We start from the raw sequence: 18,125 nt of genomic DNA, 5'->3' as shown, positions 1-18,125 counted from the left end.
CGCCCGGCACCTCCGCGCCCGGCACCTCCGCGAGCGCGCCGCCCGCGGTCCCGGCGCCCGCCGCTCCGCGACCGGAGCACGTCGAGCCACCGCGGGACGCCGACGCCGTGCTGGAAGGGCTCGACCCGGAGCAGCGCGAGGTGGCGACGGCGCTGCACGGCCCGGTGTGCGTGCTGGCGGGCGCGGGGACGGGCAAGACCCGCGCGATCACGCACCGGATCGCGTACGGCGTGCGCGCCGGCGTCCTGCCTCCGGCCGGCGTCCTCGCGGTCACCTTCACCCAGCGTGCTGCCGGCGAGATGCGCGGCAGGCTGCGCCAGCTCGGCGCGACCGGCGTCCAGGCCCGCACGTTCCACTCGGCGGCGCTGCGCCAGCTCCAGTACTTCTGGCCGCGCGCGGTCGGCGGCGAGCTGCCGCGGCTGCTGGAGCGGAAGATCCAGCTGGTGGCCGACGCCGCCGCCCGCTGCCGCATCCGGCTGGACCGCAACGAACTGCGGGACGTGACCGGCGAGATCGAGTGGGCGAAGGTGACGCGCACCGTCCCGGAGGACTACCCCGCGATGATCGCGAAGTCCGGTCGTGAGGCGCCGCGCGATCCGGCGGAGGTCGCCCGGGTCTTCGCCCTCTACGAACAGCTCAAGCGCGACCGCTCGGTGATCGACTTCGAGGACGTGCTGCTGCTGACCGTCGGCGTCCTCCAGGACCGGCCCGACATCGCCGAGACCGTCCGCGCCCAGTACCAGCACTTCGTGGTCGACGAGTACCAGGACGTGAGCCCGCTCCAGCAGCGGCTGCTCGAACTGTGGGTCGGCGACCGGGAGAGCCTGTGCGTCGTCGGCGACGCCAGCCAGACGATCTACTCCTTCACCGGCGCCACCCCCGACCACCTGCTCGACTTCCGTACCCGCCATCCGAACGCCACCGTCGTGAAACTGGTCCGGGACTACCGCTCCACCCCGCAGGTCGTCCATCTGGCCAACGGCCTGCTGGCGCAGGCCCGCGGCCGCGCCGCGGACCACCGGCTGGAGCTGGTCTCCCAGCGCGAGACCGGGCCCGATCCGGTCTACACGGAGTACGCCGACGAGCCCGCCGAGGCGGAGGGCACCGCCCGGCGCATCCGGGAACTGATCGACGCCGGGGTCAACGCCGGCGGCATCGCCGTCCTCTACCGCATCAACGCCCAGTCCGAGGTCTACGAGCAGGCTCTCGCGGACGTCGGCGTGCCCTACCAGCTGCGCGGCGCCGAGCGCTTCTTCGAACGCCCCGAGGTGCGCGAAGCCGGCGTCGCCCTGCGCGGCGCCGCCCGCGCGGGGGGTAACGACCCGCTGCTGGAGGACGCCGTCGACGTGCCGTCCCAGGTGCGTGCCGTGCTCACTTCCCGCGGCTGGGCGAACGAACCTCCCGCCGGCTCCGGCGCGGTGCGCGACCGCTGGGAGTCGCTGGCCGCCCTGGTGCGCCTCGCCGAGGACTTCGCCCGCGCCCGTCCGCAGAGCACCCTCGCCGACCTGGTCGCCGAGATCGACGAGCGCGCCAACGCCCAGCACGCGCCCACCGTCGAGGGCGTCACCCTCGCCTCGCTGCACTCGGCCAAGGGGCTGGAGTGGGACGCGGTCTTCCTCGTCGGGCTCACCGAGGGCATGGTGCCGATCACCTACGCGAAGACCGACGCGCAGGTCGAGGAGGAGCGGCGGCTGCTCTACGTCGGCGTGACCCGGGCCCGCCGCCACCTGTCCCTCTCCTGGGCGCTGTCCCGCTCTCCCGGCGGCCGGGCAAGCCGGCGCCCCAGCCGCTTCCTGGCGGGGCTGAGGCCCGGCTCCTCCGCCACGGGGACCCGTACGGCCGGTGGCGCGGGCGGTGTGGAACGCGGCGCAGGCCGGTCCCGCCGGCGCCGAGGGCCGGTGCGCTGCCGAGTCTGCGGCCGCACGCTCACCGACCCCGGCGAGGTGAAGCTGATGCGCTGCGAGGGCTGCCCCTCAGACCTGGACGAGGGGCTGTACGAGCGGCTGCGCGACTGGCGTTCGGACCAGGCGAAGCAGCTCGGCCAGCCGGCCTACTGCGTCTTCACCGACAAGACGCTGATGGCCATCGCCGAAGCGGTGCCGGACGACGAGGCCGCGCTGGCGACGATCTCCGGCGTGGGCACCCGCAAGCTCCAGCGTTTCGGGGCCGACGTGCTCACACTCTGCGCCGGCGCGGAACTTCCCGCGAGTGGCGAGGAACACACAGGCGATGGCACGGCGCATGAAGAAGTCGAACGGTAAACCACACTCCGTGCTTTCCTGCGCATCAGTAGCGGTCGGGCGACAATGCGTACCGGATTCGGGCTGGGCGGAATCGGCTTGTGGGAATCCCCTGCTGGTTCTGTGAAATTCCCCGGCGCGGGGAACCTCCCGCCCCGGGGAGCGGTAGAGGGCGGACTCGCCGGCCCGACCGCTCCGCTGCCGGTCAGGTCTCCTGTTCATTTCTGCGGCGCCGTGAGTACACTCCTCCGCCATGCGTACTACCCCCCACACCAGTACACACCGAGGGCGGCGGAACCGTCCGATATTCATGGAAAGTTCTGGACGTCGTAGAACATTCCTCCGGTACACCGCATTCGCGCTGGGATGCTCCTGTGCCGGCTATCTCCTTTTCGTCGGCGTGCTGTTCGGCGGAATGCAGGATTCTGTAGGGAACCATCCACCGCGCACGGACCGGCCGCTGCCCAGCGCCCCCGCCATGCACGAGTCCGAGGCACCGTCGGGGACCCCCACTCCCGATGGCGCTCCGGATTCCCGCCCGGCGGACCCGGTCCCGGACGCTCCGCCCTCGCCCTCGGCGCCCTCGGCTCCGGCCGGCGTCCCAGACCCTGCGGGCGGGTGAGCCCGCGACACGCGCTGCGCCGACCGCCACGCGGTCACTGGATCCTGCTGCTGCTCGTCCTCCCGGTGATCGCCGCAGCCTTGCTCTTCGAAGGCTGGTCCACCCACGAGATCGACGCGGCACGGGCGAAGGAGCCGTGCACCAGCCCGATACCCGGGGCCGCCGACGACGGTGACCCGGTGCTGCGCCTTGCCGACGGCCGGATCGAGACGGCTTCCATGCAGCCCCGCACCGCCGCGCTCACCTTCGACGGCGGTCCCGACCCGGTCTGGACGCCGCGCATCCTGGAGCTGCTGCGCCGGCACGACGCACACGCCACCTTCTTCGTCACCGGCGCGCAGGCGGCCCGGAATCCGGCACTGATGCGTCGGATCGTCGCGGAGGGGCACGAAGTCGGGTCCTACACCTACACCGGTGGCGCCCTGGGCAAGGCCTCCGACCTGCGGTTCCGCATGGAGTTGTCGCTGACCCAGACGGCGCTGGCCGGTTCGGCCGGCGTGCGTACCCGGCTCCTGCGCCTGCCGCACACGACGGCCGCCGACACGATGTGCGGACCCGAATGGTCGGCCGCACGGCGCGCCGCGGAGAAGGGGTACCTGCTGGTCGCCGCCGACCGCTCGTCGCGCAAGGCGAGGAAGGGGGTCGTGCGCCAGTACAGCCACACCGACCTGGGCCACCGCGAGGCGCGCGCCCTGCTGCGCAATCCGCGGATCGACGACTTCCCCACCGTCTCGGCCGGACTCGGCACGCCCACGTTCACCACTCCCGCGAGCGGTCTCCAACGGATCGAGGGCGAGGGCCTGATGTGGATGCAGGCCGCCGGCGGCGCTTTCACCCGCCTGACGGCCTGGGCCCTGGGCATCGCCGGGGCGCTGGGCGTGCTGCGCCTGCTGCTGCTCCTCCTCTTCGCCCGCGCCCACGTGCGCCGCCGGTACCGCGACCCCGCTCGCGCACACGGCCCGGGTGGGGTGACCGCGCCGGTCACGGTGCTGGTGCCCGCGCACAACGAGCAGGCGGGGATCGCGTCCACCGTGTACTCGCTCCTCGGCTCCACCCACCCGCGACTGGAGATCGTCGTCGTCGACGACGGGTCGACGGACGACACCGCGGCGATCGTCGAGCGGATCGACGACCCGCGCGTCACCCTGGTCCGGCAGCCCAACCGCGGCAAGCCCGGCGCCCTCAACACCGGTCTCGCGCACGCCCGGTACGACATCGTGGTGATGGTCGACGCGGACACCGTCTTCGAACCGGAGGCGCTGCACCGGCTCGTCCAGCCGCTCGCCGACTCCCGGGTCGGCGCGGTCAGCGGCAACACCAAGGTGGGCAACCGGCGCCGGCTGCTCGGCCGGTGGCAGCATCTCGAGTACGTCGTCGGCTTCAACCTGGACCGGCGCATGTTCGAGGTCCTGCAGTGCATGCCCACGGTTCCGGGCGCCATCGGAGCGTTCCGCAGGGAGGCCTTGGCGCACGCCGGCGGGGTCAGCGACGACACGCTCGCCGAGGACACCGACCTCACGATGTCGATGGGGCGGGCCGGCTGGCGGATCGTGTACGAGGAGTCGGCCGTGGCGTGGACCGAGGTGCCCACGTCGCTCCGCCAGCTGTGGCGGCAGCGCTACCGGTGGTGCTACGGCACGCTCCAGGCCATGTGGAAGCACCGCCGTTCCCTGCGGGAACGGGGCGCGGCCGGCCGGTTCGGCCGTCGCGGCCTGAGCTACCTGATGCTGTTCCAGGTGCTTCTGCCGCTCTTCGCCCCGGTGGTCGACGTCTTCGCGCTGTACGGGGTGTGCATCGCCGACCGGGGGACGGCCGTCGCGGTCTGGCTGGGCTTCCTCGGCGTCCAGATGGTCACCGCGGCGTACGCCCTGCGCCTAGACCGGGAACGGCTCCGCGCGTTGTGGACGCTGCCGCTCCAGCTCTTCGTCTACCGCCAGCTGCTCTACCTGGTCGTGATCCAGTCCGTGATGACCGCACTGGCCGGCAGCCGGCTGAAGTGGCAGCGGCTGCGCCGCGCGGGCACCGCCGACCCCTACCTGGAGGCGGAGGACACACGTCCGCAGCCGGTGCCGGTACGGAAGGTCCCCGAGGGAGCCGAGCGATGACGAACCCGCCCCCGCACAACCACGACGAGCCCTTCGAGCAGCCCCGGCCCCGCGGCGTGTCCGCCGCGCGGCGCGGCGCGGCGTACCGCTACGGCCCGCGCAGCAGGCACGCGCGCCGTCGCAGCGGTCTGCGCCGGCTGCGGCGGGCGTGCGTCATGCTCCTGGTGACCGTGCTCGCCGCCGGCCTCGGCGGCTACGCGTGGGCCGACCACCGGCTGGACCAGGCGGTCGACCTCGGCGCGTACGGCCCGCGGCCGCCGGCGGGCGAGGGCACCACCTACCTGATCGTGGGTTCCGACAGCCGCGGCGGGTTGTCCGCGCAGGAGCGGGCCGACCTGCACGCCGGCGGGGGCGGAGGCCGCCGCGCGGACGTGATGATCCTGCTGCACACCGGGTCCGCCGGCACCACCATGGTCAGCCTGCCGCGGGACTCCTGGGTCACCGTCCCGGCGCACACCCGGCCCGAGACCGGCAAGCACGTACCGGCGGGCGGGGACAAACTCAACGCGGCGTTCTCGCACGGGGGACCGGAACTCCTGCTGCGCACCGTCGAGCACAACACCGGGCTGCGCGTGGACCACTACGCGGAGATCGGCTTCGGCGGCTTCGTGGACGTGGTCGACTCCCTGGGCGGGGTCCGGATGTGCCTGCGCCGAGACATCCGGGACGAGAAGTCGGGTGCCGACCTGCGGAAGGGCTGCCAGGACCTGGACGGCGCCGACGCCCTCGCCTTCGTCCGGCAGCGGCACCAGGAGGCGCGCGGTGACCTGGGGCGCACCCGGAACCAGCAGCGGCTTCTCGCCGCCCTGGCCCACCAGGCCGCCAGGCCGGACTCGCTGCTGGACCCCGCCGAGTCCTACGGGGCGCTGAGCGCCGGCCTGGACGCGCTCGTCGTCGACCGGGGGATGAGCCTGCGGGACCTGGCGGCGATGGCGCGCGCGGTGCGGGACGTGGCGGGCGGCGACGGCCGCCGCATGAACGTGCCCGTGTCGGGCGTCGGCGTGCCCACGTCCAAGGGCAGTGCCGTGACCTGGGACCGGTCCGAGGCGAGCAGGCTCTTCCGCCTGCTGCGGCAGGACCGGGCGGTGCCGCCGGGCCTGCCGCCCGGCTGACCCGGGGGACGGCCCGGAAGCCGACCGGCCGGCCCGTCACAGAAGCTGTTACAGAAGAAGCCGGAAAATAGTTTGCGCAGCCGCAGTGCGGCCTCATAGCCTTCCAGTCGTGGACAGGGCGGGGGCTTCTCGCTCCACCCCGTTCATGCTGTACTGAACCCTGAACATCTTCGGATCAGCTCCGGCCCGTGGGCCGGACGCCCGGTCCCCGAGACGCCGAGAGGAGGCGAGCCCAGTGATCAGCTTCATCAACACCACGACGACCGACCGCTCGGCCGTCTCCACGTGCCTGCTCGGCTCCCGCCTGCGCGGCACCGGTCTGTCCGGCGCTCCCGTCTCCGCCGTCGCCCCGTTCGGTCCGGGCGTCGTCGAGATCGCCGGCGGCAACGAGCGGCTCGGCGCCGAGCGACCGACCAACGCACCCGCGGTGGCAGCAGAGGCACAGGCAGCGGCCTATGCCCTCGGCTTCGCGGCCAACGGTGCCGGCGTGGGTCGCCAGAAGAAGCAGCACCTGATGTGGGCCTTCCGTGGCCACGAACCCTGGAGAGATCCAGCCTGATCGGCAGTGATCAGGTCGGCACCTTCCAGGGCCGCGGAACCCTCACCGGGATCCGCGGCCCTTCTGTTTGCCCCAGCCGCCCGGCCACCAGCCGGGCCGAACAGACAACAGACACCACCGACGAGGAAGACACCGACAGTGCATCTCGAAGCGCACGCGCCGTCACCGACCACCGACCTGATCCCGCCCGGCCCCACGGAGGACTCCTTGACCGCCCCGCTCATCACCCTCACCGAGCTCGATGACGCCATCGACAGGCTCGGCGTCGCCGTCCCCTGCCGCTCCTACGACCCGGAGGTCTTCTTCGCCGAGGCCCCCGCGGACGTCGAGTACGCCAAGTCGCTCTGCCAGACCTGCCCGCTGCGCGAGGCATGCCTGGCCGGCGCCAAGGACCGGCGCGAGCCCTGGGGCGTCTGGGGCGGCGAGCTGTTCGTCCAGGGCGTCGTCGTTCCCCGCAAGCGGCCGCGTGGCCGTCCGCGGAAGAACCCGGTCGTGGCATGAACGTCCCGGGAACGCTCAATCACCCGTCGACGCGCGATCCGCAGCTGCGTCACCTTCCGAAGCAGGACCTCACGATGAACGACTCCCCCCACCGCGCATTCCGCCGGCCCGAGGCCGGTACCCCGCACTCTTCGCAGAACAGGACCCGACAGATGCAACTCATGCCAGAATCCCTGGCCCGTGCCCAACTCCAGTCACGCCTCTACGAGGCCGAATCCGAACAGACGGCGCTGCGGGTCGTTCGCGCCCGACGCCTTCAGCGCCGTGCCGAGCGCGTCTCGCTGCGCGCCCGCCGGGCCGTCGCGATGGCGGTCATGCAGTGACCCGGGCCGTCACGGGGTGAACCCCGCCGTCACGGAGCGACCTCCACCGTGATGCGGGGACTTCCGAGCCGAGGGGCCGGGGCGTTCCACGCCCCGGCAGCTCGGCGTGCCGGGCTGAGCCGGTCACGCACCCGGGGCCGTGTCGTCGAGTGGTACCCCGGCCTCCTCCGGGGGTGACGGGTCGAAGCCCGGCACCCAGTCGGCCATCTCGTCCCGCAGAGCCACCGTGGCGCCCAGCTGGCACAGCACCCCGATCGTGCTGAGCGTGACCCGGTGGATCAGCAGGTACGACGGGGGCAGGTTCAGCTGCTTGCCCAACTGGTGCGCCGGCGAGCGCGGATCGGCGATCCGGGCGGCCTGCTCCCGCATCCAGCCCCGGCTGAAGGTGAACGCCTCCACCCGCGCCGGCTCGATGATCGGCACCAGGTAGTCCAGCACCGCGTCCGGCTCCAGATCGATGGAGTCCTTGACGAAGCCCTCCTCCCGCAGCATCGCGTACACCGCGTCCCCGTCGCCGTCCAGAGCGAGGCGCAGCGCAGTGCCGATCGTCGGCGGCAGCCCGTCGGGCAGCCGGTCGACGGTGCCGAAGTCCAGCACTCCCAGCTTCCACTCCGCCGGCGGGCTGTCCGGGTCCTCGCCCGGTATCAGCCGGAAGTTCCCCGGGTGCGGGTCGGCGTGCAGCAGCCCGGTGCGGGCCGTGCCGGAGAACAGGAAGCGCGCGAGCAACTGCCCCGCCCGGTCGCGTGCCTCTTCCCCGCCCTCGGCGATCACCTCCGACAGCGGCACGCCGGTCATCCACTCGGTCACCAGTACGCAAGCGCCCTGGTGCACGACGTCCGGCACCCACACGTCGGGGTCGTCCGCGAACTGCTCGACGTACCCGCGCTGCGCCTCGGCCTCCAGCGCGTAGTCCAGCTCCTCGGTGACGCGCTCGCGCAGCTCGGTGATCAGCGGCTTCACGTCCATGCCGGGCACCAGCGGGCCGAGCAGCCGGGCGAACCGGCCGAGCTGTGCCAAGTCGGAGATCAGTGCGTCCCCGGCGCCCGGGTACTGCACCTTCACCGCGACCTCGCGGCCGTCGTGCCACACACCCCGGTGCACCTGGCCGATCGAGGCGGCGGCCGACGGCTTGTCCTCGAACTCCTCGAAGAGCTCACGCCAGTCCTCGCCCAGGCTCTCGGCCAGCACCCCGTGCACCGTGTCGGCGGGCATCGGGGGCGCCGCCTCCTGGAGCTTGGTCAGCGTCGCGCGGTAAGGGCCGGCGATCTCCTCGGGAAGCGCCGACTCGAAAACGGAGAGCGCCTGCCCGAACTTCATCGCGCCCCCCTTCAGCTCGCCCAGCACCCGGAACAGCTGTTCCGCGGTGCGCTGTTGCAGTTCGTTGCCGACGAGCTCCGCGGAGTACCCCCCGATCCGCTTGCCGAGGCCCCAGGTCGCACGCCCCGCGAAACCCAGGGGGAGTGCGGCCAGTTTCGCGGTGCGGGTGACCGCCCTGCGGGGAAGATCAGACATGCGCCCCTCCAACTCCCGGACTGTCCAGCCCTACCGGGCCATTGTGGACTGCACCGGGACGCCTGCCGAGGGCGGAGGGTCACCCGGACCGGAAGCCGCTCCGCACGGGCAGTCCGTGTGCGGCGTCAACCGCTCCGTCTCCGCACTCAGATGGGGCAGCACCCAGCGGGTCCGGAAGCCTGCGGCCGGTAGCCCGTCGCCGTCCAGGAAACTCAGCGCGTACGACGCCGTGATCCCCGCCACCATCGTCGCCAGTGCCGCGTCGCAGGCGGGGACGCCCGCCCGTCCGCGGCCCGAGCTGCGCCACTGCGCCACGACCAGCGGCCACGCCGGCTCCCGCTCCGCCCGCGCACGGTGCAGGCACTCCGCGCACGCCGTCACGCCCGGCAGCACGAGCGGACCGACGAAGCCGGTGCCCTCCAGCACCCCCGCGAAGAGATGCGGAGCGCCCGCCCGCAGATGTGCGGCGGCCGCCGCTGGATCCGGGGCGTAGGCGTCCAGCCCGTCGCGTGGCGTTACGACCACCAGCGCGATGCCGTCGCCGTCACGGGTGGCCTCGGGTGGGGGCCGGCGCGGCCACGGCGCCGCCTCGCACACCACGCGGCGCGCGGCCACGTCCCGCCGTTCACCGATCCGGCCCCTGCCGATTCCGCCGGGCAGCGTGTCCCACGGCTCGACGTCTCCGCCGTCCAGCACCTCCACCCGGCCCACCCCGGCGGCCGACAGCAGGGCCGCCACCGCCGCGCCGACCCGGCCCGCACCGCGCACCCGGACCCGTGCCCGGCGGCGGGCCGCCAGGCGTGCCGGCCCGCCGCCCGGCTCGGGGTGCACGGTGGACAGCGACGCCAGGTCCGCCCGCAGCCCGTCCCCCGGCCGCCCGGCCGCCCGCCGGTACGTCTCGGCGTCGTCCAGCAGCCCGGCGGCGGTCAGCCGGGCCACGAGGGTGTCGGCCGCGCCCGGCGGCAGGCCGGCACGTACCGCCTCCTGCCGCAGCAGCTCCATGCTGCGGGTGCCGTCCAGCCGGTCCAGGAACGCCGCCGACGCGTCGTCCACCGGCCCGAGCAGCACCGCGTGCGCGGGAGCCACGCCGTACTGGAGTGTCTGCCGGTCACGCCAGCCCCGGCGCAACGCCGGCTTGATCATGGGATGCATGGGGCCAGAATGCGTGCTGCGCGAGAACGGCGTAGCCGGCTGTCCACAGGCTGTGGCCGATTGTCTGATCACTGGCCGCCTGCGGCCGCCCACGGCCGGGTGACACGCATCGCGGGCCGTGGGGAGGGTAGCTTCAAGACGTGACCGTCGAGCCGCTGAACAGCACCGGAACCGGCAGAGGCACAGTCGAGGTGCGCCGGAGCACCCGTCGCCGTCGCACGGTCTCGGCCTACCGGGACGGTGACCGCACCGTGGTGCTCATCCCCGACCGGATGACCGCGGCGGAGGAGGAACGCTGGATCGGGGTGATGCTGGACCGGCTGGCCGCCCAGGAGAACCGGCGGATGCTCGACGGCAGCGAACTCGCCCGCCGCGCCACCGAACTCTCCGAGCAGTACCTCCAGGGCCGGGCCCGCCCCTCGTCCGTGCGCTGGGTCACCAACCAGCACACCCGGTGGGGCTCCTGCACCCCTGCCGAGGGCAGCATCCGGCTCTCGCACCGGCTTCAGGGCATGCCCTCCTTCGTCGTCGACTACGTGCTGCTGCACGAGCTCGCGCACCTGCTGGTGCCGGGCCACGGGCCGGATTTCTGGGGGCTGTTGGACACCTACCCGCGTACCGAGCGGGCCCGCGGCTTCCTGGAGGGCGTCGCCGCCGCCGGGCGTCTGCCGCACACTCCTTCCGCACAGGGTGAGTGATACGCAGCCTCCACCCGCTAGCCTGGCGCGAGGCACCAATCGCCACCGGATGGGGGACGGTCGTTACGTATGTCCAGGCAATTCCAACGCGGCCACAAGGCCAGGATCAGTGATCTGACGGCGGGCACGGACCTGTACGTGGGCGTGCAGATCACCGGACCGGGCCTCGGGTTCGACATCAGCTGCTTCGGTCTCGACGCCCAGGAGAGGCTCGCCGACGACCGCTACTTCGTCTTCTTCAATCAGCCCAAGTCGCCCGAGGAGTCCGTGCAGCTGCTCGGCGCGCAGGCGGGCGACACCGAGTCGTTCCGGGTCACGCTGGACAGGATTCCCGCCCAGATCCAGAAGCTCTCCTTCACCGCGACCGTCGACGGGGCCGGGCAGATGTCCCAGATCGCCCCGGGCTACCTGCGGATCGTCGCAGGAGGCGAGGAGGTCGCCCGCTACGCCTTCGAGGGTTCGGAGTTCACCACCGAACGCGCCGTGATGCTCGGGGACTTCTATCTCAAGGACGTGTGGCGCTTCGCCGCGGTTGGGCAGGGCTTCGACGGCGGACTGGAAGCGCTGCTGCGGCACTTCGGCGGAGAGGTGCTGGAGGAGGAGCCCACCGGAACTGGCGCGGCTCCCGGCACCGCGCCGGGCTTCGCGCCTCCGGGCGCCCCGGCGCAGGCCGCGCCCGGCTTCGCGCCGCCCCCTGGGCAGGCCGCCCCGCAGGCCCAGCAGAGCCCACCGGCCCCCCCGCAGGTTCCGGCACCGGCGCCTGGGCCGGCCCAGCCCGCACCGGCCCTCGGCGCCCCGCAGGCGCCCGCCCAGCCGCCGTTCGGCCAGCAGCCTCCGGCTCCTCCGGCACAGCCCGGCCCGCCCGGCGGTCCCGGCTGGCAGCCCGGCGAGTCCTTTGCGGCGCCCGCCGCGTCGCCACCGGCCGCCGCCCCGCCCGCGCCGCAGGGCGTACCGGCACCAGCCCCGCCGCCTTTCGGTCAGCATCCCCCGGGTCCGCCCGGGCAGCCCACCGTGCCCGGCCAGACCATGGGCAACCCGTTCGCCGCGGCTCAGCCGCCCGCCGCAGCCGTCCAGCCGGTGCCGCAGACGCCGCCCCCCGGCCTGGGCACGGCCCTGGAGAAGTACCGCGAGGCCGCCACCGGCCAGCGCTGGACCCTGCAGAACGAGGAACTGGCCCGCGTCGACCTCGGCGTCGACGGGCAGCCCGTGCTCGCACGTCAGGGCAGCATGGTGCTGTACCAGGGCAAGGTCGACTTCTCCTACAAGGGCGCCGGCTTCAAGGGCCGCGTCGTCGGCAACGCCACGGGCCAGGAGATGCAGTTGATGCGCTGCACCGGCGGCGGGCAGGTCTTCTTCGCCGAGAGCGCGTCCCACCTGCACCCCATCGAACTCCAGGGCGACGCGATCTGCGTCTCTGCGGAGAACGTGCTCGCCTTCGACGAGTCGCTGCACCACGAGGTGCGGCGCATCGAGGGCCACGGCATCCCCGGCGGCGCGCTGTTCACCATGCAGTTCCAGGGCACCGGCACGGTCGTCGTCAGGACGCAGGGCACGCCCGTGGTGCTGCCCGTCACGCCGACGACCTTCGCCGACGCCGACGCGGTCGTCGCCTGGTCCGCGGGCGCACAGGTGATCGTCTCCAGCCAGGTCCGGCTGCGCCGCCAGGTGTACGGCGGCCAGAGCGGCGAGACCGTCAACCTCCAGTTCCGGGGCGCTCCCGGCAACTTCATCGTCGTCCAGCCGTGTGAGGTCTGAGGGAGCCCGTCATGGATCAGCAACTCGTTTCGGGCCACGCCCCGACCCGCCCCGCCGCACGCATGGAGAACCACGGCCGCAGCATGCTGAAGGTCGCCATGCAGAGCGGGCAGGACCTCCTCGCCCGCACCGGATCGATGATCGCCTACGAGGGCTTCGTCCAGTACGAGCCCAACCCGCCCGCCGTACGCCAGATGGCCTCGCAGTGGCTGACCGGCGAGGGCGCGCCGCTGATGCGCTGCCACGGCGACGGCCTGCTCTACCTCGCCGACTATGGCGCGGACGTCGTCGTGGTCGGCCTGAACGACGACAACCTGTCCGTCAACGGCACCAATCTCCTCGCCTTCGACGCCCACTTGAACTGGGGCGTGCAGCGGGTCAAGGGCATGGCGAAGTTCTCCGGCCAGGGCCTGTTCAACGTCGCGATCTCCGGCACCGGCTGGGTCGCGCTCACCACCCGCGGCACACCCGTCGTCGTCGACTGCGGCAAGGGCGCCGACGAGACGTACGTCGACCCGGACGCGCTCGTCGCCTGGTCGACGCACCTGAAGATGAAGGGCAAGCGCAGCTTCAAGGCGTCGTCGATGATCGGCCGCGGCAGCGGAGAGGCCTACCAGTTGGGCTTCTCGGGCCAGGGCTTCGTCGTCGTCCAGCCCAGCGAGGACAGCGCCGACCGCCTGCGGGCGCGAGGCTGAGGGGGAGCGAAGAGATCATGCAGAGTTCGCTTTTCGGCTACACCGAGGTCCAGTCCACGGACCGCTACGCGCTCCAGAACCCGCGCCTGCTGCGGGTCGGGCTCACCGGCCACGACGACGTGCTCGCCCGCCAGGGCAGCATGGTCGCCTATCAGGGCATGCTGGAGTTCGACGGCGAGTACCAGACGCAGGACCAGCGGCGCGCCCGGCGGCGCACCGGCGAGGGCCTGGACCTGATGCGCGTCTCCGGACAGGGCACCGTGTTCCTCGCAAACCTCGCGCAGTACGTCCACCTCCTCGACGTCGGCCACGAAGGGCTGACCGTCGACAGCCAGTACGTCCTCGCCCTCGACTCCCAGCTGCACTGGGAGGTCGTCTCCGTCGACAGCCAGTACGGGGTGTCCGGCTCCGGCAAGTACAACCTCAACATCACCGGTCAGGGCAAGGTCGCGCTAATGACGTCGGGCCAGCCGCTGCTGCTCACGGTCAGTCCGGACGCCTACGCGAACGCCGACTCCGACGCGGTCGTGGCCTGGTCCTCCTCCCTGCGCGTGCAGATGCAGGCGCAGACCAGCGCTTCCAGTGTGTGGCGGCGCCGCGGCAGCACCGGCGAGGGGTGGGAGCTCAGCTTCATGGGCGAGGGCCACGCGCTGGTGCAGCCCGCCGAGCTGCTGCCGCCGCAGAACGCCCAGATCGGGCAGGGCCTCGGTGCCCAGTTCGGTGTGGGGGCCCAAGGCGCCCGCGGCGCCAACCAGGGCAGCATCTGGGGCTGACGTCGCGTGTCCCCGGTCGCCGGGCGCAGCGCGCACCCGGCGACCGAGGACGGCAGGCGCCTGCCGCGCCCGCTCACTGTCGGTCGAGCAGGCGGCTCGTCGCGGTGGCTAGGTGCTGGACGGAGGCGTCCGTGACGTCGGTGAGTTCCGCGAAGCGGAACCAGCGCAGGTCCAGCGACTCCTCGCTGACCTCCGCCACCGCCCCGCGAGGCGCCCGCACCGCGTACTGCACGTCCAGGTGCCACGCGCACGGCGTCAGGTGCCGGTCCAGCCGCACCGGCGCGTCGCCGAGCAGCGACAGCCCCGTGATCCCGGACTCCTCCGTCGCCTCCCGCAGCGCCGCCTGCGCCAGCGTCGTGTCCTCCGGCTCGCAGTGGCCACCGGTCTGGAGCCACATCCGCAGCTTGCGGTGCAGGGTCAGCAGCACCCGACCGCCGTCGGCCTCGACCACCAGCGCGCTCGCGGTCACGTGCCCGTCGGCGCACGCCTTCCAGACCCCGTCCGGATGGGCGGCGAGGTGGTCGAGGTAGGACAGCCGCAGCCGCTCCTGCTCGGCGTCCGGGGCGCCCCACTCCTTCAGTACGCGGCCCGCGTCCGCGTGCAGGCTCACTTCTGCTCGTCCGGACCGCCGGCTCCGGAGTCCGGACCGTCGGTGCCGGAGTCCCGGCCGTCCGCCCCGGACTCGCCGTCGGTGCGGCGTTCCGCCGCGTCGCCCAGCATCTTGTCCAGCTCGGAGAAGTCCGGCTGCTCGCGGTGCACGAAGCCGTCCGGGTCGTCGAGGTCGTCCGCGGTGGGCAGCATGTCCGGGTGGGACCACAGACCGTCGCGGCCCTCGGCGCCGCGCGCGTCGGTCAGCGACGCCCACAGCCGGGCGGCGTCCCGCAGCCGTCGCGGACGCAGCTCCAGCCCGATCAGGGTGGCGAACGTCTGCTCCGCAGGGCCGCCGGACGCGCGGCGCCGCCGCAGCGTCTCGCGCAGCGCCCCCGCCGACGGCAGGTGGGGCTCCGCGGCGGCGTGCACCACCGCGTCGACCCAGCCCTCGACCAGGGCGAGGGCGGTCTCGAGCCGGGCGAGGGCGGCCTTCTGCTCGGGGGTGTCCTCCGGCTGGAACATGCCCTGCTGCAGCGCCTGCTGGAGCTCCTCCGGGTTCTGCGGGTCGAACTGGCCGACCACGTCCTCCAGCTTGCTCGTGTCCACCTTGATGCCGCGGGCGTAGCCCTCGACGGCGCCGAACAGATGCGAGCGCAGCCACGGAACGTGCTGGAAGAGTCGCTGGTGAGCCGCCTCGCGCAGCGCCAGGTAGAGCCGCACCTCCTCCAGCGGCACGCCAAGGCCCTCACCGAACTTCTCGATGTTGTGCGGCAGCAGCGCGGCCTTGCCCGAGGGGCCCAAAGGCAGGCCGACGTCGGTGGAGCCGACGACCTCCCCGGCGAGCACGCCGAGCGCCTGGCCGATCTGGGTGCCGAACATCGCGCCGCCCATGGAGCGCATCATGCCGAGCAGGGGCCCGGCCATCGCCTGCATCTCCTCGGGCAGCACGTCGCCCATCGCCGCGCCGACCCGCTCCGCGACCGGGTCCACCAGATCCTTCCAGACCGGCAGGGTCGCTTCGACCCATTCGGCGCGGCTCCACGCCACCGACGAGCCGGATCCGGAGGGCAGCGACGTCGCGCCGTCCAGCCACAGGTCCGCCAGCCGTACGGCCTCCTCGACCGCGCCGCGCTCGGTGGGGCCGACGCTGACGTCCTTGTCGCCGCTGTTCTCGCCGCTGCGGGCAACGGTCTGCCGCGCGATGTCCTTGGCCATGTCCCAGTTCACCGGGCCGCCCTCGTACGACAGCATCTGGCCCAGCCGCTGGAACGCCGCACCGAGGTCGTTCGGGTCGAAGCCGCCCGCACCGCCGGCTCCGCCCAGCGAGCCGAACATGGCGGCCAGCGGGTTGTCAGCACCGCCCTGGCCTCCGCCGAAGCCGAACGGGTTCGGGCTCGGCCCGTCGCTCCGGCCGCCCTGTCCCTCGTCGCCGCTCCGCTTCTGCTGGCCCTCGTCCCCGTCCTCGGGCTCCTCGGGAGGTACGCCGAATCCGAACGGAATGTCACTCACGGGTTTCCTCGGCTCTGTCTCGTCGGACGGTTCGCTGCTGCGTGCGCTGTCGCGTGTGGCGTGCACGGCCAGGCCCGGACCCCGCGTACGGTCGCGGGTGTGGATCTGACCGATCCGGTGGGCTCTGCCTCCAGCCTAGACACCCGTCAGGCAGGATGGGTCCAGCCCACCTCGTACCAGAAACAACCACTGGAGACGCCCGGTGAGTTCCTCTCCGTCCGACGTTCGCGCAGCGCGAACCCCCGTCGTCGCCGTCACCGGCGCGGCCTCGGGAGTGGGTGCCCTGCTCACCGAGCGGCTCGCCGCCTCGCCGGAGATCAAGCAGGTCATTGCCCTGGACGAGCGTCGCGGGGAGGTGGACGGCGTCGAGTGGCACACCCTCGACGTGCGGGACCCGGCCATTGCCGACCGGCTGCGCGGCGACACCCGCCCCGTCGACGTGGTGGTCCACCTGGCGCTCGACCTGGACCTGGAAGCCGACCCGGCGGCCCGTACCGCCTACAACGTGCGCGGCGCGCAGACCGTGCTCACGGCGGCCGCCGCGGCCGGGGTGCCGCGCGTCGTGGTCTGCACCTCGGCGATGGTCTACGGAGCCCTCCCGGACAACGACGTGCCGCTGGCGGAGGACGCCGAGCTGCGGGCCACCGCGGAGGCCACGGGCCTGGGCGACCTGCTGGAGATCGAACGTCTGGCGCACCGCGCACCCCGCGCCCACCCGGGCCTGAGCGTCACTGTGCTCCGGCCTGCCGTGCTGGTCGGCGGCACGGACACCGCGTTGACCCGCTACTTCGAGTCGCCGCGCCTGCTGGTGGTCGCCGGCTCGCGGCCGTGCTGGCAGTTCTGTCACGTGGACGACCTGGTCAGCGCCCTGGAGTACGCGGTGCTGGGGAAGGTCGACGGTGAGCTGGCCGTGGGCTGCGACGGCTGGCTGGAGCAGGAGGAGGTGGAGGAGCTGACCGGCATCCGGCGCATGGAGCTGCCGTCGTCGGTCGCGCTCGGCGCCGCCTCCCGGCTGCACCGGCTGGGCATAACACCCTCCCCGGCCGGCGACCTGGCGTACACCATGCACCCCTGGGTGGTCAGCGGCAGCAGGCTGCACGACGCGGGCTGGCGCCCGGCCTGGACGAACGAGGAGGTGCTGGCCGAGCTGCTGGAGGAGGTCGCCGGCCGGCACACGGTCGCGGGCCGCCGCCTCGGCCGCAAGGACGCCACCGCGGCCGGCGCCGCCGGCGCCACGGTCGCCCTGCTGGGCGCCGCGGCGGTGGTGCGCCGGGCACGCAAGCGCCGGGGCGTCTGACCTCGCCGTCGCTCCCGAGCCCGTCACCCCCGTCGCGACGTCGTCCACGGAGCAGACGGCGGTTCCGCTGCGGGGCTCGGTGGGGCAGCATGAGCCGCATGGCACAGACGCACGAGCACCCCGGCGAGCAGCCCTCACCCGACCCGATCCGGCTGCTGGGCATCCGCGACACCCCGCTGTCGGTCGACGAGGTGTTCGCCGCGGTCGGCGACTCGGCGGCGGGTGGCACGGCGCTCTTCGTCGGAACGGTCCGCGACCACGACGGCGGCGCGGATGTCGCCCGACTGGGCTACTCGTCCCATCCGACAGCGGAGGCCGAGCTGCGCCGGGTCGCGGAGAAGGTCGCCGCGGACTTCCCCGTGCGGGCACTGGCGGCCGTGCACCGGGTGGGCGACCTGGAGATCGGCGACCTGGCAGTGGTGGTCGCGGTCTCCTGCCCGCACCGCGCGGAGGCCTTCGCGGCGTCCCGTCGCCTCATCGACGACCTGAAGTCCGAAGTCCCCATCTGGAAACACCAGACCTTCCACGACGGCACCCAGGAATGGGTGGGCGCGTAGCGCCCGCCCTTCGGGCGGCGTGGGCGGAGTGCGGGTTTCAAACACCTTGAGACCGGTGTGCGTGTCGGCGTTGCGTAACCCCGCCCCCGCCCCGAGCGTTGGAAGCGCCGAGAGCTAATCTGCT

Annotated in this window: 16 protein-coding genes; 12 read left to right on the top strand and 4 right to left on the bottom strand. The window is 73.1% G+C overall.

The window, feature by feature from the left end; translation table 11 throughout:
- Window positions 1-107: 107 nt before the first annotated feature.
- The 6 genes from E4198_RS07580 (at window position 108) to E4198_RS07555 (ending at window position 7,462) form a co-directional block, all read left to right on the top strand.
- Entirely contained in the window at window positions 108-2,261 is a 2,154-nt protein-coding gene (locus tag E4198_RS07580; protein ID WP_247597877.1) for an ATP-dependent DNA helicase UvrD2, read from the top strand.
- Between the two features lie 597 nt (window positions 2,262-2,858).
- Window positions 2,859-4,967, top strand: coding sequence for a bifunctional polysaccharide deacetylase/glycosyltransferase family 2 protein (locus tag E4198_RS07575; protein ID WP_136182500.1), 2,109 nt, complete (start codon window positions 2,859-2,861; stop codon window positions 4,965-4,967).
- Window positions 4,964-6,079, top strand: a complete 1,116-nt coding sequence (locus E4198_RS07570; protein WP_136182499.1) for an LCP family protein — start codon at window positions 4,964-4,966, stop codon at window positions 6,077-6,079. Before E4198_RS07575 ends, E4198_RS07570 begins: the two co-directional genes overlap by 4 nt.
- 235 nt (window positions 6,080-6,314) lie before the next feature.
- Complete coding sequence (locus tag E4198_RS07565) at window positions 6,315-6,638, top strand: hypothetical protein (RefSeq protein WP_136182498.1); 324 nt, start codon at window positions 6,315-6,317, stop codon at window positions 6,636-6,638.
- A 138-nt stretch (window positions 6,639-6,776) separates the two neighbouring features.
- Complete coding sequence (locus E4198_RS07560; protein WP_136182497.1) at window positions 6,777-7,139, top strand: WhiB family transcriptional regulator; 363 nt, start codon at window positions 6,777-6,779, stop codon at window positions 7,137-7,139.
- Window positions 7,136-7,462, top strand: coding sequence for a hypothetical protein (locus E4198_RS07555; protein ID WP_136182496.1), 327 nt, complete (start codon window positions 7,136-7,138; stop codon window positions 7,460-7,462). Before E4198_RS07560 ends, E4198_RS07555 begins: the two co-directional genes overlap by 4 nt.
- A 123-nt stretch (window positions 7,463-7,585) precedes the next feature.
- On the opposite strand, the gene E4198_RS07550 is transcribed toward E4198_RS07555, so the two are convergent.
- Together E4198_RS07550 and E4198_RS07545 are read right to left on the bottom strand one after the other, a co-directional pair.
- The gene (locus E4198_RS07550; protein ID WP_136182495.1) at window positions 7,586-8,974 is read right to left on the bottom strand and encodes an AarF/ABC1/UbiB kinase family protein; all 1,389 of its coding nucleotides are present in this window, start codon (window positions 8,972-8,974) and stop codon (window positions 7,586-7,588) included.
- A 30-nt stretch (window positions 8,975-9,004) separates the two neighbouring features.
- Entirely contained in the window at window positions 9,005-10,126 is a 1,122-nt protein-coding gene (locus E4198_RS07545; protein WP_136182494.1) for a ThiF family adenylyltransferase, read from the bottom strand.
- Between the two features lie 140 nt (window positions 10,127-10,266).
- On the opposite strand from E4198_RS07545, the gene E4198_RS07540 reads away from it, so the two are divergent.
- From E4198_RS07540 to E4198_RS07525, 4 genes are all read left to right on the top strand, one after another.
- Window positions 10,267-10,824, top strand: coding sequence for a M48 family metallopeptidase (locus E4198_RS07540; RefSeq protein ID WP_136182493.1), 558 nt, complete (start codon window positions 10,267-10,269; stop codon window positions 10,822-10,824).
- Between the two features lie 69 nt (window positions 10,825-10,893).
- Window positions 10,894-12,579: a TerD family protein gene (locus E4198_RS07535; RefSeq protein WP_136182492.1), complete on the top strand. Its 1,686-nt coding sequence runs from the start codon at window positions 10,894-10,896 to the stop codon at window positions 12,577-12,579.
- A gap of 11 nt (window positions 12,580-12,590) precedes the next feature.
- Window positions 12,591-13,274 (top strand): AIM24 family protein, encoded by a 684-nt coding sequence (locus E4198_RS07530; protein ID WP_027766157.1) that lies wholly within the window; start codon window positions 12,591-12,593, stop codon window positions 13,272-13,274.
- A 17-nt stretch (window positions 13,275-13,291) separates the two neighbouring features.
- On the top strand, window positions 13,292-14,047 hold the full coding sequence (locus E4198_RS07525) for an AIM24 family protein (protein ID WP_136182491.1): 756 nt from the start codon (window positions 13,292-13,294) through the stop codon (window positions 14,045-14,047).
- 73 nt (window positions 14,048-14,120) lie between these two features.
- On the opposite strand, the gene E4198_RS07520 is transcribed toward E4198_RS07525, so the two are convergent.
- Window positions 14,121-14,657: an NUDIX hydrolase gene (locus E4198_RS07520; RefSeq protein ID WP_136182490.1), complete on the bottom strand. Its 537-nt coding sequence runs from the start codon at window positions 14,655-14,657 to the stop codon at window positions 14,121-14,123.
- Entirely contained in the window at window positions 14,654-16,147 is a 1,494-nt protein-coding gene (locus E4198_RS07515; RefSeq protein WP_136182489.1) for a zinc-dependent metalloprotease, read from the bottom strand. Before E4198_RS07515 ends, E4198_RS07520 begins: the two co-directional genes overlap by 4 nt.
- A 202-nt stretch (window positions 16,148-16,349) precedes the next feature.
- Here E4198_RS07515 and E4198_RS07510 point away from each other — a divergent pair, with 202 nt between their 5' ends.
- Together E4198_RS07510 and E4198_RS07505 are read left to right on the top strand one after the other, a co-directional pair.
- Window positions 16,350-17,444, top strand: a complete 1,095-nt coding sequence (locus tag E4198_RS07510) for an SDR family oxidoreductase (RefSeq protein ID WP_136182488.1) — start codon at window positions 16,350-16,352, stop codon at window positions 17,442-17,444.
- Window positions 17,445-17,533: 89 nt separating this feature from the next.
- Window positions 17,534-18,001 (top strand): molybdenum cofactor biosynthesis protein MoaE, encoded by a 468-nt coding sequence (locus tag E4198_RS07505; RefSeq protein WP_136182487.1) that lies wholly within the window; start codon window positions 17,534-17,536, stop codon window positions 17,999-18,001.
- Window positions 18,002-18,125 lie beyond the last annotated feature (124 nt).

Origin of the sequence: Streptomyces sp. RKND-216 (assembly GCF_004795255.1) — a bacterium.
GTDB classification, from domain to species: Bacteria; Actinomycetota; Actinomycetes; order Streptomycetales; family Streptomycetaceae; genus Streptomyces; species Streptomyces hazeniae.
Note: the sequence above shows the minus strand (reverse complement) of the source record. Positions and strands in the feature narration are given on the sequence as shown.

Coding starts and splice junctions, on each gene's coding strand:
- E4198_RS07570 (WP_136182499.1), top strand. CDS start 4,964: ATGACGAACCCGCCCCCGCACAACCACGACGAGCCCTTCGAGCAGCCC.
- E4198_RS07555 (WP_136182496.1), top strand. CDS start 7,136: ATGAACGTCCCGGGAACGCTCAATCACCCGTCGACGCGCGATCCGCAG.
- E4198_RS07550 (WP_136182495.1), bottom strand. CDS start 8,974: ATGTCTGATCTTCCCCGCAGGGCGGTCACCCGCACCGCGAAACTGGCC.
- E4198_RS07545 (WP_136182494.1), bottom strand. CDS start 10,126: ATGCATCCCATGATCAAGCCGGCGTTGCGCCGGGGCTGGCGTGACCGG.
- E4198_RS07535 (WP_136182492.1), top strand. CDS start 10,894: ATGTCCAGGCAATTCCAACGCGGCCACAAGGCCAGGATCAGTGATCTG.
- E4198_RS07530 (WP_027766157.1), top strand. CDS start 12,591: ATGGATCAGCAACTCGTTTCGGGCCACGCCCCGACCCGCCCCGCCGCA.
- E4198_RS07525 (WP_136182491.1), top strand. CDS start 13,292: ATGCAGAGTTCGCTTTTCGGCTACACCGAGGTCCAGTCCACGGACCGC.
- E4198_RS07505 (WP_136182487.1), top strand. CDS start 17,534: ATGAGCCGCATGGCACAGACGCACGAGCACCCCGGCGAGCAGCCCTCA.